The sequence below is a fragment of the Labilibaculum sp. K2S genome (genome assembly GCF_030372765.1).
In the GTDB taxonomy this organism is placed as follows: Bacteria; Bacteroidota; Bacteroidia; order Bacteroidales; family Marinifilaceae; genus Labilibaculum.
In genome coordinates, this window is sequence record NZ_JAUCMW010000011.1 from 105,390 (window position 1) to 121,335 (window position 15,946).

At 35.5% G+C, this 15,946-nt stretch carries 12 protein-coding genes; 7 read left to right on the plus strand and 5 right to left on the minus strand.

The window, feature by feature from the left end; translation table 11 throughout:
• The first annotated feature begins 26 nt into the window (after positions 1-26).
• The 3 genes from QUH73_RS13360 to QUH73_RS13370 are packed head-to-tail and all read left to right on the plus strand — an operon-like array spanning position 27 to position 2,974.
• Positions 27-1,334, plus strand: coding sequence for an MFS transporter (locus QUH73_RS13360; protein ID WP_289530937.1), 1,308 nt, complete (start codon positions 27-29; stop codon positions 1,332-1,334).
• Positions 1,324-1,854 (plus strand): GDSL-type esterase/lipase family protein, encoded by a 531-nt coding sequence (locus QUH73_RS13365; protein WP_289530938.1) that lies wholly within the window; start codon positions 1,324-1,326, stop codon positions 1,852-1,854. Before QUH73_RS13360 ends, QUH73_RS13365 begins: the two co-directional genes overlap by 11 nt.
• A 10-nt stretch (positions 1,855-1,864) precedes the next feature.
• Complete coding sequence (locus QUH73_RS13370; protein WP_289530939.1) at positions 1,865-2,974, plus strand: acyltransferase family protein; 1,110 nt, start codon at positions 1,865-1,867, stop codon at positions 2,972-2,974.
• Positions 2,975-3,018: 44 nt separating this feature from the next.
• Here QUH73_RS13370 and QUH73_RS13375 read toward each other — a convergent pair whose 3' ends face one another.
• The 3 genes from QUH73_RS13375 to QUH73_RS13385 form a co-directional block, all read right to left on the minus strand.
• The gene (locus QUH73_RS13375; RefSeq protein WP_289530940.1) at positions 3,019-3,543 is read right to left on the minus strand and encodes a threonine/serine exporter family protein; all 525 of its coding nucleotides are present in this window, start codon (positions 3,541-3,543) and stop codon (positions 3,019-3,021) included.
• A gap of 3 nt (positions 3,544-3,546) precedes the next feature.
• Positions 3,547-4,317, minus strand: coding sequence for a threonine/serine ThrE exporter family protein (locus QUH73_RS13380; protein WP_289530941.1), 771 nt, complete (start codon positions 4,315-4,317; stop codon positions 3,547-3,549).
• Between the two features lie 272 nt (positions 4,318-4,589).
• Positions 4,590-5,864, minus strand: coding sequence for an exo-beta-N-acetylmuramidase NamZ family protein (locus tag QUH73_RS13385; RefSeq protein ID WP_289530942.1), 1,275 nt, complete (start codon positions 5,862-5,864; stop codon positions 4,590-4,592).
• A gap of 356 nt (positions 5,865-6,220) precedes the next feature.
• Here QUH73_RS13385 and QUH73_RS13390 point away from each other — a divergent pair, with 356 nt between their 5' ends.
• Both QUH73_RS13390 and QUH73_RS13395 read left to right on the plus strand, forming a co-directional pair.
• Positions 6,221-7,711 (plus strand): glycoside hydrolase family 10 protein, encoded by a 1,491-nt coding sequence (locus tag QUH73_RS13390; protein WP_289530943.1) that lies wholly within the window; start codon positions 6,221-6,223, stop codon positions 7,709-7,711.
• A gap of 50 nt (positions 7,712-7,761) precedes the next feature.
• Complete coding sequence (locus QUH73_RS13395; RefSeq protein ID WP_289530944.1) at positions 7,762-9,219, plus strand: sodium:solute symporter; 1,458 nt, start codon at positions 7,762-7,764, stop codon at positions 9,217-9,219.
• Between the two features lie 99 nt (positions 9,220-9,318).
• Here the strand turns inward: QUH73_RS13395 and QUH73_RS13400 are convergent, their stop codons facing one another.
• The gene (locus QUH73_RS13400; RefSeq protein ID WP_336622392.1) at positions 9,319-10,467 is read right to left on the minus strand and encodes an anhydro-N-acetylmuramic acid kinase; all 1,149 of its coding nucleotides are present in this window, start codon (positions 10,465-10,467) and stop codon (positions 9,319-9,321) included.
• A 31-nt stretch (positions 10,468-10,498) separates the two neighbouring features.
• Positions 10,499-12,421 (minus strand): serine hydrolase domain-containing protein, encoded by a 1,923-nt coding sequence (locus QUH73_RS13405; RefSeq protein WP_289530946.1) that lies wholly within the window; start codon positions 12,419-12,421, stop codon positions 10,499-10,501.
• 1,194 nt (positions 12,422-13,615) lie between these two features.
• Here QUH73_RS13405 and QUH73_RS13410 point away from each other — a divergent pair.
• Both QUH73_RS13410 and QUH73_RS13415 read left to right on the plus strand, forming a co-directional pair.
• Complete coding sequence (locus QUH73_RS13410; RefSeq protein WP_289530947.1) at positions 13,616-14,788, plus strand: C40 family peptidase; 1,173 nt, start codon at positions 13,616-13,618, stop codon at positions 14,786-14,788.
• Positions 14,789-14,795: 7 nt separating this feature from the next.
• On the plus strand, positions 14,796-15,935 hold the full coding sequence (locus QUH73_RS13415; protein ID WP_289530948.1) for a dipeptide epimerase: 1,140 nt from the start codon (positions 14,796-14,798) through the stop codon (positions 15,933-15,935).
• Positions 15,936-15,946: the final 11 nt, after the last annotated feature.

The window sequence follows — 15,946 nt, forward strand, 5'->3', positions numbered from 1 at the left end:
ACATCTATAATCTAAACTAAAAAAGAATGTCAAAAACAAAAAACCGCTCACCATGGGCATGGATTCCATCTCTTTATTTTGCTGAAGGTATTCCCTACGTTGTGGTGATGACCGTTGCCGTGATCATGTACAAAAAGCTGGGGATTTCGAATACAGATATTGCCTTGTATACTTCATGGTTGTATTTGCCTTGGATGATTAAACCTTTTTGGAGTCCGATTGTGGATATCGTAAAAAGTAAACGCTGGTGGATTGTTAGTATGCAATTGTTGATTGGTGCGGGTCTGGCGGGTGTTGCGTTTACTGTTCCTACCACATTCTTTTTTCAGTCAACATTAGCCTTCCTCTGGTTGCTGGCTTTTAGTTCGGCAACTCACGATATTGCTGCTGATGGTTTTTATATGTATGGAATGGATGCTAATAAACAGGCTTACTTTATTGGAATACGAAGTACATTTTACCGCTTGGCGATGATTACCGGACAAGGACTTTTAATTATTCTGGCAGGATATTTTGAAACGACAAAACTGTTCGGGAATAGCGAAAATAACATTCCGCTGGCATGGTCACTAACATTTTATATTTTGGCAGCAGGGTTTTTGCTGTTTAGCGTTTATCACAAATTTGCACTTCCACATCCACAAGAAGACGAAGATCGCGAAGTGAAAAGTTTTTCCACAGTGTTTTCTGATTTTGGAGAGACCTTTGTTACTTTCTTCTTGAAAAAGGATATTTTGAAAATTGTAGGATTGCTTTTGGTGTATCGCTTGGGGGAATCACAATTGGTGAAAATGGCATCTCCTTTTCTTCTTGATCCTAAAGAGGTTGGCGGATTGGGTTTAACAACCAGCGACGTAGGCTTGGTTTATGGAACCATAGGAATTATTTTCTTGACTTTAGGTGGTTTGCTGGGTGGATTTTTAGCTTCTAAAAATGGATTGAAACATTGGCTGTGGCCGATGGTTATTGCTATTAACTTACCAAATCTGGTATATGTTTACCTTTCTTATGCATTGCCCGAATCTTTCTTTTTGATTTGTGCTTCGGTGGCAGTTGAGCAATTTGGCTACGGTTTTGGTTTTACAGCTTATATGCTTTATCAGATTTATGTATCTGAAGGAAAACACAAAACAGCTCATTTTGCTTTCTGTACGGGTTTAATGGCTGCGGGGATGATGTTTCCAGGAATGATTTCCGGTTGGTTGCAGGAGTTGTTGGGTTATCAGCATTTCTTTATTTGGGTGATGATTTGTACCATTCCAAGTTTCATAATGGTAAAACTGATTGATATAGATCCAAAATTTGGTATTAAAACAGAAAAAAATGAAGAATAGAATTGCTTTTTTAGGAGATAGTTTGACAGAGGGAGGATGCTGGGAAGAATACTTTCCTGCTTCTGAAATCTCCAATTTTGGAATATCGGGTGAGCGATCTGATGAAATCCTATTTCGATTGGATAAGGTTCTATTCTGGGAACCTAAAAAGATTTTTCTGATGATGGGAATTAACGATCTGGGTGAGGGCTTAAGCTATGAAAATATTCTTGCTAATTATCAAAAAATAGTTTCAATATTGAAAGAACACAAGCACATTGAATTGATCGTTCAAAGTCTTTTGCCTACTAATGATAGTCTATTTAAGAGTGCCAATTTTAATGGGATGAAAATTTTGGAGCTTAACTATCATCTGAGAGATTTGTGTGAGAAAGAGAAAATCACTTACGTGGATTTGTATACGGCTTTTTCAACTTATACATACCAACTGATAAAAGATTATACCAATGATGGTTTGCATCTGAATGAGGCGGGTTATAGAGTGTGGAAGAATTGTTTGCAATCTCAAAATCTCATTTAAAATCTAGATAATGAAAAAAACAGAACGTTTAATGGCTTTGGATGCTTTTCGGGGATTAACCATTGCCGCCATGATTACTGTAAATACTCCCGGTAGTTGGGGGCATGTTTACGCTCCATTGCTCCATTCCGAGTGGAATGGCTGTACACCTACCGATTTGGTATTTCCTTTTTTTCTATTTGCCGTAGGTGTTGCTATGTGGTTTGCTTTCGGAAAATTCGATCATAAATTAAGCCCCGAAGCAGGAAAGAAGATTCTGAAGCGAACTGTAATCATTTTCGCGATAGGTTTGTTGTTAAATGCGTTTCCATTTGTTCAGATTAAATTGGAAGATTTTCGGATAATGGGCGTTTTGCAGCGAATAGCCTTGGCTTATGGAATCGGAAGTTTGCTTTGTTTGTCGCTGAGTAAAATTCGATTGGTGTATGCCTCAGCAGTAATTCTTCTGGCATATTGGGGATTGGTTTTTTTCCTTGGCGGTGATGATCCATATAGTCTGGAAGGAAATCCTACAATGGCTTTCGATGCTATGATTCTTGGTGCAGGTCATATGTACAAGGGCTTTGGTGTTACTTTCGATCCGGAAGGATTGTTTAGCACTCTTCCTGCAATTGCAACGGTGATTCTTGGATATCTTTCGGGATTTTTAATCGCCTCCACCGAGCGAAAGAAGTTGGTTGCAAAGCTATTGATGTTTGGTTCTTTAGGTGTGGTAGTTGGCTTGGTTTGGAATTTGGGTTTTCCGATTAATAAACCAATCTGGTCCAGTTCTTATGTGGTTTATACCGCAGGTTTAGCCCTTTTGGTTTTAGCTGTAATGATTTACCTGATTGATATTTTAGAATATAAGAAATGGGCTCATCCTTTTCTGGTTTTCGGAATGAATCCATTATTCATTTATGTTCTTTCAGGAGTTTGGGTAAGAGTAATGATTTATTTGATTCATGTATCTGATGAGACAGGGAATTCAATGACCGGATACGTCTGGTTGTATAAAAATGCATTCGCATCCTGGGCAGGAGATTTAAATGGTTCGCTATTTTTTGCTCTTGCACACATTCTTGTGTATTGGCTAATTGTATTGTTTCTTTATAAGCGAAAAATATTTATTAAGATCTAATACTACATTAACATCAAAATGGGTATAACAAAAAAGCTTCGGAATTAATCCGAAGCTTTTTTTGAGCCAAATAATTTAGTTAGAAATTTGCTGGGTCTAATTTCTTTTGTCGATTTGTTTCGACTCAGTAACATGGGGCCCGAAACGCCAAGCGAAAGTGCCGTTAAAACAAAAAAGGCTTTTAATCCGTTATCAACAGTTTCTTGCAGCAATTGAAGAAAAAGGGTATGATCATTTTCCCCCGTTAAACGGATAATTCCCAACATCATGCGGTAGGTAAATGCACCAGGCACCATTGGAATAACCGCAGGAATTGCAAAAATGAAGGGAGGCGAATGTCTAAGGTGAGCTGCTGCAACGCTTAAAAATCCAATGAGTAAAGCGCCCATAAAAGAGCTAAGAATGATGTTTATGCCCAACTTTAAACAGATTAGTTTTAGTGTTCCACCCAGAGCACCCATGATAAATATTACCCATAATGTTCGGGGAGGAACATTAAAGAGTACTGCAAAGCCGGTAGCCGCAAAGCCTAGCCAAATCCACGTTTCAAATAAATGAATCCACTCCATAATTTAAATGTTATAAATAAGTATTGCTCCCAATAAACCCAAAGCAATCGAAAGAGCAATGGTTAATCCATTTATTCCTCTCACCACGCCGTTTATAATATTTCCATCCAGAAGATCCAGAAGAGAATTAATCAATGGAATTCCAGGAATCAGATATAAAACAGAGGTGGCAAAAGCATATTCGGGGTTGTTGCCAATGTGCAGATAAACGGTAGCTCCCGAAATAATTGATGACACAAAAGCCGCCGAGAAAATACATAAATACGGATTGAAATCTCTTTTTACAGCTTCCTGTCTTACAAATAAGCCAACAAAGGTTGCCACAAATGCAACGATCATTTCGATGGCTTCTCCACCAAAAAGGCGACAGAATGAGGCGCCAGCCAAAGCAACCATCAGTAAGGTTACAATTCGTGGATAATGAGATACCGCTTTTAATCGATCGATTTCCTTTCTGACCATCTCAAAACTCCAATTTTCCTCCGCAATGTGCCAACTCATTCGACTAAGTCCGCTCACAATTTTAAAATTGACACGATGACTCGATGTTTGTTTTAGTCGGCTAAAAAATTGATCCGATTCTTCGTTGTATAGGGTTAACATTAATGCGTGATGCGTGATCAATAATTCGGTGCGGTATCCAAATGTTGAGGCGATTCGCGTTACGGTAACACGAATTCGAAATGTATTTGCTCCAGTCTCCATCAATAATGCTCCAACCTCAAGCAGAATTTGACACAACTCATTAATCTTATCTTTTTCGGATAAAACCATAGTTTTTGTATTAAAATGACACTAATTTGATAATTGACAACTCTGAATCCTTTTAGTTGACCAGTCAATCAGCAATTTCTTAGCTCCTTTTTAACTGTGGAAATTTGTATTTTCATTTCGCAGTTAACTCAAAAGAAAGATATTCACTGAGGGGGGTGATTCGAAGTCTGTTTTTAAAGATACAAAGAATTATAATTTGCAAATGTAATCATTTTGCGAATCCTAGCTTAGGAAACGAGGGGGAAATTAGGCTTGATTTTTGTTCAATTTCCTTATTGATATAAATAGTATTTCTCCGATTTTTCTTTAAATAATTTCGTCTCTGAAAACCAAAGTTCTTCAATATCTTTTACCAGAAAGTTTTCGGTAAATCGCATTCTGATTTCTTGGCTTCCGCATACTTTATCGAACATGCTTAGTCGTGAGGCTTCACACATTTCAAATGGATTTTTATTGGGATACAGTTTGTGACATTCCTGCATCACATAAAATTGAATGAGGGAAACAGGTGCTTTTTGAATGTCTGTAAAATGCAATTGAACCCCATGAAGCATAATTCCTTTCCCTACAGAATAGTATGGTTTATAATGCACTGGTCGAAAAAGAACACCTGGAACATGCAAATTATTTAAACTTGCAGCTAAATCGTCAGCATCAATCCATTCAGCAGCAAATAATTCGAATGGTTGAGTATAACCGACACCAATCGAAATGGTATACAATTCTCCAAGTATGCCCGAAGCAGCATAGTAAATTGCACTTGCTGAGTTCGGGATATGCGGAGATGTTGGTACCCAAGGCAAGCCGGTTTCCTGAAAAGTCATGTCTCGTTTCCATCCTTCCATTTTCACAACTTGCAAATTACATTTTTCACCATCCTTTAGTAAGCCTTCTTTATTTAAGTAGTTAGCCAGTTCGCCACATGTTAGCCCGTACACATAGGGTATTGGGAACTGACTCACAAAAGATATTTGCTTTGGTTCAACCAAGCAACCTTCTATTTTATTTCCCCCAAAAGGATTGGGTCGATCCAATACAATAAATTCCACATCATTCTCGGCACAAGCCTCCATTAGTAATCCCATGCTACTGATGTATGTATAGGAACGGACACCAATATCCTGAATGTCGTATACAATAGCATCAAGACCTTTTAGCATTTTGGCATTTGGTTTTTGTTGCTTGCCATATAGAGAATAGACTTGAATGCCTGTTTTTTTGTCGGTGTAGTTTGCTACTTTCTCGCCGGCAGCATGATCTCCCCGTATTCCATGTTCAGGACTAAAAAGAACTTTTACATCTACGTCATTGCAAGCGTGAAGCAGGTCGATAGTCGATTCTAGATTTTGATTCACTCCTGTAGGATTGGTGATGATTCCAATCTTTTTTCCGGTAAGAATAGCGCAATTGGTTTTTTGTAGTACATCTATGCCTGTTTCTACTTTTTGGGCAAGAATAGCTGTTTGGGAAAATAATATTTGAATACAGATGAGGAGAAGGGAATATTTTAATCCTTTGTAAATACGCAATGTGTTGTTATTAATCATGATGACCGTTTTTAAGTTTTTACAATTTAGAACTTATTTTCTTTGATATTCTATTGCAAAACTAATAAATTTTATATTTTTGTAACATGTATGACAACTTTAAAAGTCTTGTGGAATGATTAAATATTTAAGTCATTATTTTCTACTTGCTTTTTATAGGTTGCAAGCTGTCTGATACAAGCAAAGCAAATTTACCCTTTTTAATTGAGATGGGTGAATTTACTATCGCCGGTCAATTTATTGAGGAGAAACTTTTGGATGTTGTATCCGGAAGAAGTGAGTCTGTCTATTTTTAAAGGTGGGAACCTCTATTTTGGAGATTGGACTTATAAAATGAGAGTAACATATAATTAGAAATGAGTAAAAAAGGATTTATAGGCTTATTGTTGGTTTTGATTGCATTTGGTGCAATGGCGAAGAAAAAATCGCCCAAAAGAGAGATGCGTGCTGTTTGGGTAGCTACAGTCGATAATATTGACTGGCCATCGAAAGCAGGACTTTCTGTTGATGAACAAAAGAAAGAGATGATCACTCTTTTGGATCAACACAAGAAGAATGGAATGAATACCATTGTATTTCAGATTCGACCAGCTACCGATGCGTTTTACGAATCGCCCTACGAGCCTTGGTCGCAGTGGTTAATTGGGGAGCAAGGAGTTGCTCCTGATCCGTTTTACGATCCGCTTGAATTTGCAATAGACGAATGTCACAAAAGAGCAATAGAATTGCATGCATGGCTGAACCCTTACAGGGCTGTTTATGATGATGCAGTAACTAAAACTGATTCGATGCACATCACAAATGTACATTCAGAATGGTTTTTGAAATATGGGAAGCATAAATATTTTAACCCTGGTTTAAAGGAAACCCGAGATCATTTTGCTAAAATTGTGGGAGATGTAGTTCGACGATACGATGTGGATGCAATTCACTTCGACGATTATTTCTACCCATACAAAATTGCAGGAGAACCATTTCCTGATTCGTTAAGTTTTGTGCAAAATGGAGGCGACTTTTATCCGGATCGAATTGATGATTGGCGAAGAGATAATGTGAATCAGGTGATCAGGCAAATTAACGATACAATCAAATCAATTAAGCCATGGATGCCTTTTGGAATATCTCCTTTTGGAGTTTGGCGCAATAAGGGGATGGATAAATCTGGTTCGAAAACGAAAGCAGGACAAACCAATTATGATGACTTGTATGCGGATGTGCTTCTATGGCTAAAAAATGATTGGATAGATTACGTAACTCCTCAAATCTATTGGCACATCGGTAAAAAAGTAGCCGATCATAGAATAATTGCTAAATGGTGGCGAAAAAATTCTTTTGGCAAGCCCTGTTATATTGGTCATGGTGCGTACCGGTTGAATTCTAAATCGAAGGTAAAAGCTTGGCGCAATTCAGATCAAATCATGAGACAGATTCGAATGGTTCGTAGATTGAAAGGGCTTGATGGAAGTATGTTTTTTAGCTCTAAATCATTCACGAACGATTTGGAAGGAATAAACGAAAAACTAATTGACGATGTATATTCTAATATAGCTATTGTTCCAGAAAATGGGACGATTAAAGCTATTGTTCCAAAAATTCCTGTAGGAATTAGTTTTAATCAAATGAATAGCTCCTTAGAGTGGGATGTTACTGATTCAGCAAAATTATATGTGGTTTATAGATTTAAGAAAGCTTCTAAGGTGAGTTTAAATCATGCCGATAAAATTATTGGCCTAACTGCGAACTCTTATTTTAAATTAAAGGATGAGGATAAGGGATACAAATACGTGGTAACATCACTAAGTAGAACAAATACGGAAAGTGAACCCTCAGTGGAGGTAATCCGATAATTATCAGTTTTTGTACTTATGGAGTCTAGGAAAAATTAAAAATAGAGCTAGTGAATATTTGGATTGTTTTTGGAATTGTTTTTGGATATTTTGGTTTGTTGTTATTTGTTTCATGGTTAACTTCCAAAAATAGCAATAATGAATCTTTTTTTACGGGAAATAGAAAATCGCGATGGTATTTGGTTGCGTTTGGAATGATTGGTGCGTCATTATCCGGTGTAACCTTTATTTCTGTTCCTGGTGAGGTTGGGAATACTGGATGGAGTTACTTTCAATTTGTATTGGGAAATCTTGTCGGATATTGGGTGGTTGCACAAGTACTAATTCCACTATATTATCGTCTCGAATTGGTTTCGATTTATACGTACCTGAATCAACGATTCGGACATAAAACCTATAAGACAGGTTCAATTTTCTTTTTGATTTCGCAAACAATAGGAGCATCTTTTCGCTTGTTTTTAGTTGCTGGTGTTCTTCAATTGGCCTTTTTTAATGCTTTCGGCATTCCATTTTGGCTTACGGTATTTATAACCATATTACTTATTTGGGCTTATACTTTTAGAGGTGGAATTAAAACTATTGTTTGGACAGATACGCTTCAAACCTTATTCATGCTAACTTCGGTTGTTGTTACTATTGTTGTTATTATGAGTAAATTAGATTTGGATCATCAGAGTGTTTTAAACGCAATAGGTGAGAGTAAACTATCAAAAATATTTACTTGGGACTGGCAGTCTCCTCAAAACTTTTTCAAACAATTTTTCGCAGGAATTGCAGTGGTTATTGTTATGAATGGATTGGATCAGAATATGATGCAAAAGAATTTGACATGTAAAAATACCAAAGAAGCTCAGAAAAACATTTATTGGTTTAGTTTGTCTTTTGTGTTGGCAAATGTAATGTTCCTTTGTTTAGGCGTACTTTTGTATATTTTTGCGCAACAGAATGGAATTATTATACCTGAGAGAACTGATGATTTATATGCATTTCTTGCTTTAAAACATTTTGGCTTACTAGTAGGTGTAATGTTTTTGTTAGGGATTACAGCGGCGGCTTATTCTAGTGCCGATTCAGCCCTAACAGCTTTAACAACTTCCTTTTGTGTTGATTTTTTGAAGGGGGAAGTAACGCAAAAAAAGAGGTTAGGAATTCATTTGATATTTTCAGCTATCATGTTTGTGGTGATAGTGGTGTTTAGCCTCATAAATGACCAGAGTGTTGTTACTGCTGTGTTTAAAGTGGCTGGATATACTTATGGACCATTATTGGGCTTGTTTGCTTTTGGTATGAGTAACTCTAGAAAAGTAAAAGATTTTTGGGTTCCATATATTTGTTTTGTATCTCCAATAGTAACCTATTTAATTTGTGCTTATTCAGAGCAACTGTTGTGGGGATATCAGTTTGGATTTGAGTTGCTAATTTTGAATGGGTTGATTACTTTCTTGGGCTTGATTCTTATTTCTGAACGAAAAAGGATGCTGATGTCTAATACCAAATTAACATCATGACAAGTATAATAGAAAAAATATTTGGTTAATTAAGTGAGGAAGTAAAAAGGAGTTTGGTTTATAATAATCAAACTCCTTTTTGATTTGTGTCATGGCGTTTTATTTACTTTCATAGATTGCACCGAGTAATGCATTTTGTGATGCTCCTGTAACAGAAGGTAAATTTCCAGTTTGCTTATTTATTCTTTGCATGGCTAACCAAGCGAATGCGATTGATTCAACAAGTTGCACCGAAACTCCAAGTTCATCTGTTGTCGATATTTTTACATTTGGCATGTGGTATTGGAGTCTTTCTAGTAGGTAATCATTATATGCACCACCACCACATGTATAGATTGCGTCAAGTTTAAGATTTGCCTTTATTAAAGAATTGGAAACTGTAACGGCAGTTAATTCAAGTAATGTTGATTGGACATCGGCATTCTGATAAGTTGGTAATAGTTTGAGGTGATTGTTTAACCAGTTTAAGTTGAATAATTCTCTTCCGGTACTTTTTGGGGCAGGTTTTTCAAAGTATTCTTCTCTTAGCATACTATCTAATAGCTCAGGGATAATTTTGCCGGATTTGGCCAAATTTCCTCCCTTGTCAAATTTTTCATTTTTGATTTTGTAAATCCAGGAGTCCATTAAACAATTTGCAGGACCGCTATCGAATCCAATTACATTTATTTCTTCATCTGCAGTAATTGTTATGTTTGCAATTCCTCCCAAATTTAAAATTCCTCTTTTTTCCTTGGTTGAATTCAGAAAGGCTTGATGGAAAGCCGGTGTAAGAGGTGCGCCATTGCCTCCCATAGCCATATCCATTCGTCTAAAATCGGTCACCGTAGTAATTTTTGTTTTGGCAGCAATTAAATTGCCATCACCGAGTTGCATCGTGAAAGGATAATTGGATAAAGGTGAATGAAAAACAGTTTGGCCGTGACAGCCAATGCCTTTTATTTGGGAATGATGAACACCTGCTTTTTTAATTAAATTATTTGCCGTTTCCGCGTAGCATAGTGCTAGTTGATGATCAATTTCTCCCAGTGTAAGTAGATCGGTCTTGAATGTTCTTACTAATAGATCTAATTTTTCTTTTAAATTAATAGGAAAATCTTCTGAATGACTTTGGAGTACATTCACTTTTCCTTCACTGAAATTTACTAGAACAGCATCGATACCATCCATACTTGTTCCTGACATTATACCAATATGTAAATTCATCTGATTGAATATGAAATTAAAAACATAGCTAAGTCCTATCATTTAGTAGGATATATGCTTCTTATAGAAGCAATTAATTTGGCCATTTACTTAGCGTTTTTTGTTTGTATTTTTCATTGAATACTTGAATTGCATCGTAGATTCCTTGATGGATTGAAATTCTAATGTTTTTTTCATAAATCTGACGACTTTTTCTTGTTGGGTGAACTCTATTGGATAGGAAAATATAAAGCAAATTATTTTTTGGATCCATCCATGTAAAGGTGCCTGTGAAACCGGAGTGTCCGAAACTTTCGGCACTGGCCGAGTAGGCTGGGTAACACTTTTCAATCGATAATGTATCATTTCCAAGTAAAGGTTTATCAAATCCTAAACCTCGTCTATTGTTATTGTCTGGAAATTGAATTTTGGTAAATTCTTTCATTGTCTTTTCAGAGATATATCGTTTTCCACCATATTCTCCCATTTGTAAATACATTTGCATCAGCTTTGCTAAATCATTTGCCGTTGCAAAAAGGCCTGCATTTCCTGATATGCCCCCCATCATTGCACAGCCTTCATCATCTACATATCCATGTAGTTGTGTATTTCGAAAATAGTTATCGTATTCCGTTGGAATTATTCTGGAAGCAGGATAGTTGTTGTGTGCGTTAAAATCTATCGTATAAGCACCCAAAGGTCTGTAAAATTCTTGCTTAAGATAATTGGGATATTCTTTATGGGTCATATTTTTAATCATTTCTGGAAATATAAAATAAGCCAGTCCTGAATATCGATATTCTTTTGTATTCAACAAGTCGGATTCTTTAATGCTTTTATATAATTTTTTTCTGTAATTTTTGTTTAGATACATTTGGGGAGCGACTTCAACAGAATATTTTTTTGTCTTTGTAAAGCTGAAAATGTGTCTTTTGAAGTTTTTATTCTCATCAATGGTGCTATTCCAAAATGGAATCCATGGGGCTAATTGAGCTTGGTGAGCAAGAACATCTCTGAATAGAACATCAGCCTTATTCGACCTTTTAAAATCTTTCCAGTAAACGGATAATTTTTCATCTATATTGATTTTGCCTTCATCAACAAATCGCATAAGTGCAGGAAGTGGTCCTGTTATTTTAGTAACTGATGCCAAATCGTAAATATCGTCGGAGAGAACGGGTTCTAATTTTGCGTAAGTGTGAAAGCCAAAACACTTGTGATAAATCACTTTTCGGTCTTTAGCTATTAATATTTGACAACCAGGGAAAGCATTGTTTTCAATACCAAGTTGAGCAACTGAATCAATTATATGATAAAGTGTTTCAGAATCAATTCCCGCCATCTCAGGGATAGTGTATTGAAATCGGATTGTTTCATCTAATGCAATATCAATTTCACTCTGGGATTTACAAACCGTTGGACTATGTTCAGAATAGGTAAGGCCTCCAAAAATAATTTGAGCTGCTACCTTATGAGTATCCTCTGTATTGTTATTTGAAAATAATATTGTTGACGCACATTTGAAAATAGGGAGGGGTTCAATTATTTCTAGTGAGCCAAAAATGGAAAGTATAATATTGGGACAAGCTTCTAGCTTAGAAAGCAATTTTGAGGCTTGTTCTAAATTTTTTGTTGTAATATCGTGAATACTGATTATTAAAATATCCTTATTTTTTAGTTGAAGATGGTCTAATTCATAATTGGTTGAGATAGAGTCGCTGTTAATTGCGATACAGCTAATTCGAGAATATTTTTTAAGCGTATTTTGAAAGGAAGAAAGTGTATTTATTGTGTCTATTGATATGGAAACAATTTTCTTATTATCTAATTCTCTTATAGGAATGAGTTTTTTTATGTTTTTGTTTATACAAACAGATGAATTGATTTTTTGAATATGGTTTATTATGGAATCCAGATTCTCAATTTCAGATTTTATGTTTGTAGAATCAATTGTTTGTGCCGTTGAATTTTGAACGGTATAAAATAGAAGAAGGAAAAGAATAACTGTATTTTTCATGATCAATTTTAAATAAAGAGGTGAGGTTCAACGATATATTTAATGATGAACAGCTCCTAAAATTTATATTTTATTTGTTGTAGTTTTTAAGGATTTTTATTCAGCTATTAAATGATAGGAATGGATACTATCCATAGTATTTCTAATTTATAGGCTGGAACTTTTACACCAATATCGAAGCCTTTTATGCTTGAAGGTTCCAAATTGTGGTTGTCAATTGAACTAGCATTGGATCGGCATCGTTTTAATCTGTAAATAGAAACAAGCTTTTTTTAGTCACATAATCGTATCTTCTCTAATGTGTTGGCTATACTTTCCCTAAGCATATTATAAATTTACATAGCTAAAGTGAATTGATGAGCGATTTTTTATGAAACTTTCATTTGTAGTAAGGCATTTAGTTTGATAATCGTCTTGATCTAAATTCATAGATCTTGTATTTTTAATACAAATATAAATTAATTAATCACATGTAATACATCTTACATGGTAATTTGTTTATGGTGAATATTTTTATGATGATATTTTTCGTCATTTAAATAAATTAAAATATTACAGATCTATGTGACTATATATACGAAATATTTTGTATCGTATTCTTTTTTATAAAGATAAATTTGATGAAATATTTTTTATTAGGTTAACTGATAGTCTTTTGTCATACATGTAGATTTATTTATGAAAATTTCTATCAAATTATTTCGTGAAAAATTGGTTGTTTGAATTTGAGTAATAGGAATAATATAAGGTACAAGTGTTGATGGAATGGATTCTGTATTGGTTTATTTTAATAGCAGTGCATGTTATTAAAGGTATTTTGTGGAGTTCGCTCTAGATTGGAGAAATGACATAATTGACTTGCTTGTTGATTATACCATTGATATGAATGAATCTTGAGAAATTGATCATCATCTTGCGGTTGTTTATTCGGGAAGTGCAAATAATTTTTAGATAAAGTAGTTAGAGGTCAGTAGATCAATTCACATCTAATATTATGAATTGATCTACTGGTCATTGAAGAATTTTTTTCGGATGTTTAATATATTATTATTTCCTATTGTTTAGCATATTTTTGATTTGTGAAATTGGTGTAATAAGAATGTTTTGAAACATGTGGCTAATTGTCTTGTAATTTAATTTTAGAATTCTATATTTGTATAGATGTAACATGTAATACCAATTAATTCCTAGAAAATGAAATACTTTCTTATTCTAATAATTTTTGTAATCGCTTGCTCTTGTAATAAGGAGAATCAACTTTTAATTGAAGCAAACAATATTTCCAAACTGATAGAGGCTAAATATTCACCAGATCAAAGAGAAGCTGTTTTTCAACCTTCGTTCTTTTTCGAAAACAATAAATTGATAGTAGGAGGAGAAACTAGTGAGTTGATAGCAAAGCAAGCTTTGTATACTGCACTTGAAAAGTTAGATGTTAAAATAATAGATAGCTTAGAATTATTGCCAGAAGAAAAATTAAAGGACAAAAATTGGGGTTTAGTTAATCTGAGTGTGGTTAACCTAAGAGCTCATTCCAGACATTCGGCAGAGCTTGTTTCGCAAGCTATTTTAGGAACTCCTGTTAAAGTTTTAAAAGAAGAAAATTCATGGTATTTGATACAAACTCCCGATCGGTACATTGCCTGGGTTGACGGAGCTGCAATTGCTTTAAAAACAGGAAGCGAAATGGAGGTGTGGAGGAATTCAAACAGAGTAATCTTTCTTCCTGATTTCGAAGTTGTAAAAGATCCGGGACAAAATGAGGTGGTGACTGATTTGGTTGCAGGGGCAATTCTCGAAGTTGGGAAAGAGAATCAGAACAGTTATGATTTGACTTTACCTGATGGAAGAAGAATACAAGTTGAAAAATCGAATTGTGAGTTGCTTTCTGATTGGAAAACAAGGGGGTTGAAAGATGCATCTATTTTAACCAAAACAGCAAAGCAATTTCTTGGTCGCCCTTATTTGTGGGGTGGAACTTCAGTAAAGGGGGTAGATTGCAGTGGATTTGTCAAATCAGTTTATTTTATAAACGGGATCATTTTGGCCCGTGATGCATCATTGCAGTTTCTTCATGGAGATACCATTTCTCCAGGGCAGGGATTTTTAAAGTTGGCGGAGGGAGATCTGGTTTTTTTCGGAAGAGCTGGAATAGATGAGAAACCAACGAAAGTTACTCATGTGGGGATGTATATGAATAAAGGAGAATATATTCATTCTTCAGGCCGAGTTAGGATTAATAGTTTCGATCCAAAAGCAGAAAATTATAATGATTATAGATCGGTAACCTGGCTGGGTGGCCGTAGGATTTTAAGTCGAATAGGAGAATCAGGAATAATTAGAGTTTCTGAGCATCCATGGTATTAGAAAGATTATGACTATAGACAGAAGAAAATTTTTAGGAAATACTGGTTTGTTGGCTGGAGCTGCACTTTTGCTTCCGGCAATGAATTCTTGCGGAGGAACAGGAACAGGTAAATCAAAACATTCAGGAACCGGATTGAAACTTAGTTTCGAACCTTATGAATTGCAGTTGAAACATGTATTTACTATTGCATCTTTTTCCAGAACAACTACCCCGGTTATGCTTACCAAAATTGAGTGGGATGGAATTGTTGGTTATGGAGAAGCTTCCATGCCTCCTTATTTAGGAGAGTCTCACGAGACTGCAACTAAATTTTTAAGTAGTTTAAAACTGAAACAATTTTCGGATCCATTTCGCTTGAATGAAATTCTAAGTTATGTTGATTCTGTTGCCGAAGGTAACTGTGCCGCAAAAGCATCAATTGATATCGCTTTGCATGATTTGGTAGGGAAATTATTAGATAAACCTTGGTTTAAAATATGGGGATACAATCAGGAGGATACTCCGGTAACCACATTCACCATTGGGATGGATAAACCTGATGTGGTAATTGAAAAAGTGAAAGAAGCTTCTCCTTATAAAATGTTAAAAGTGAAAATTGGGAGGGGTACCGATGAGGAGATGATTAATACAATTCGAAAAATTACAGATGTGCCTTTGTGCGTGGATGTGAATCAGGGATGGAAAGACAAACAAGAGGCTTTAGATAAAATTCATTGGTTAAAAGAGCAGGGAGTTGTTTTTGTTGAACAGCCAATGGACAAGCACAATTTGGAAGATATGGCTTGGTTGACGCAGCACAGTCCCTTGCCTACAATTGCAGATGAAGCCATTCAGCGATTGGATGATGTGGCAAAATTGCATGGAGTTTATTCCGGGATCAATATCAAATTGATGAAGTGTACCGGAATGCGAGAAGCTCATAAAATGATGAATGTAGCCCGTTCATTGGAAATGAAAGTGATGATAGGATGCATGACCGAAACGTCTTGTGGTGTTAGTGCAGCAGCCCAGCTGTCGCCTATGGTTGATTGGGCCGATTTGGATGGAAATTTATTAATATCAAACGATCCTTTTAAAGGAATTGAGGTTCAGGACGGAAAAGTTATTTTGCCCGACCTACCTGGAATTGGAGTTACAAAAATATAAATGATTTAGAA

Excerpts from the sequence above, each read along its gene's own strand:
- QUH73_RS13360 (WP_289530937.1), top strand. The coding sequence starts at position 27 with ATGTCAAAAACAAAAAACCGCTCACCATGGGCATGGATTCCATCTCTT.
- QUH73_RS13365 (WP_289530938.1), top strand. The coding sequence starts at position 1,324 with ATGAAGAATAGAATTGCTTTTTTAGGAGATAGTTTGACAGAGGGAGGA.
- QUH73_RS13370 (WP_289530939.1), top strand. The coding sequence starts at position 1,865 with ATGAAAAAAACAGAACGTTTAATGGCTTTGGATGCTTTTCGGGGATTA.
- QUH73_RS13375 (WP_289530940.1), bottom strand. The coding sequence starts at position 3,543 with ATGGAGTGGATTCATTTATTTGAAACGTGGATTTGGCTAGGCTTTGCG.
- QUH73_RS13380 (WP_289530941.1), bottom strand. The coding sequence starts at position 4,317 with ATGGTTTTATCCGAAAAAGATAAGATTAATGAGTTGTGTCAAATTCTG.
- QUH73_RS13385 (WP_289530942.1), bottom strand. The coding sequence starts at position 5,864 with ATGATTAATAACAACACATTGCGTATTTACAAAGGATTAAAATATTCC.
- QUH73_RS13390 (WP_289530943.1), top strand. The coding sequence starts at position 6,221 with ATGAGTAAAAAAGGATTTATAGGCTTATTGTTGGTTTTGATTGCATTT.
- QUH73_RS13400 (WP_336622392.1), bottom strand. The coding sequence starts at position 10,467 with ATGATAGGACTTAGCTATGTTTTTAATTTCATATTCAATCAGATGAAT.
- QUH73_RS13405 (WP_289530946.1), bottom strand. The coding sequence starts at position 12,421 with ATGAAAAATACAGTTATTCTTTTCCTTCTTCTATTTTATACCGTTCAA.
- QUH73_RS13410 (WP_289530947.1), top strand. The coding sequence starts at position 13,616 with ATGAAATACTTTCTTATTCTAATAATTTTTGTAATCGCTTGCTCTTGT.
- QUH73_RS13415 (WP_289530948.1), top strand. The coding sequence starts at position 14,796 with ATGACTATAGACAGAAGAAAATTTTTAGGAAATACTGGTTTGTTGGCT.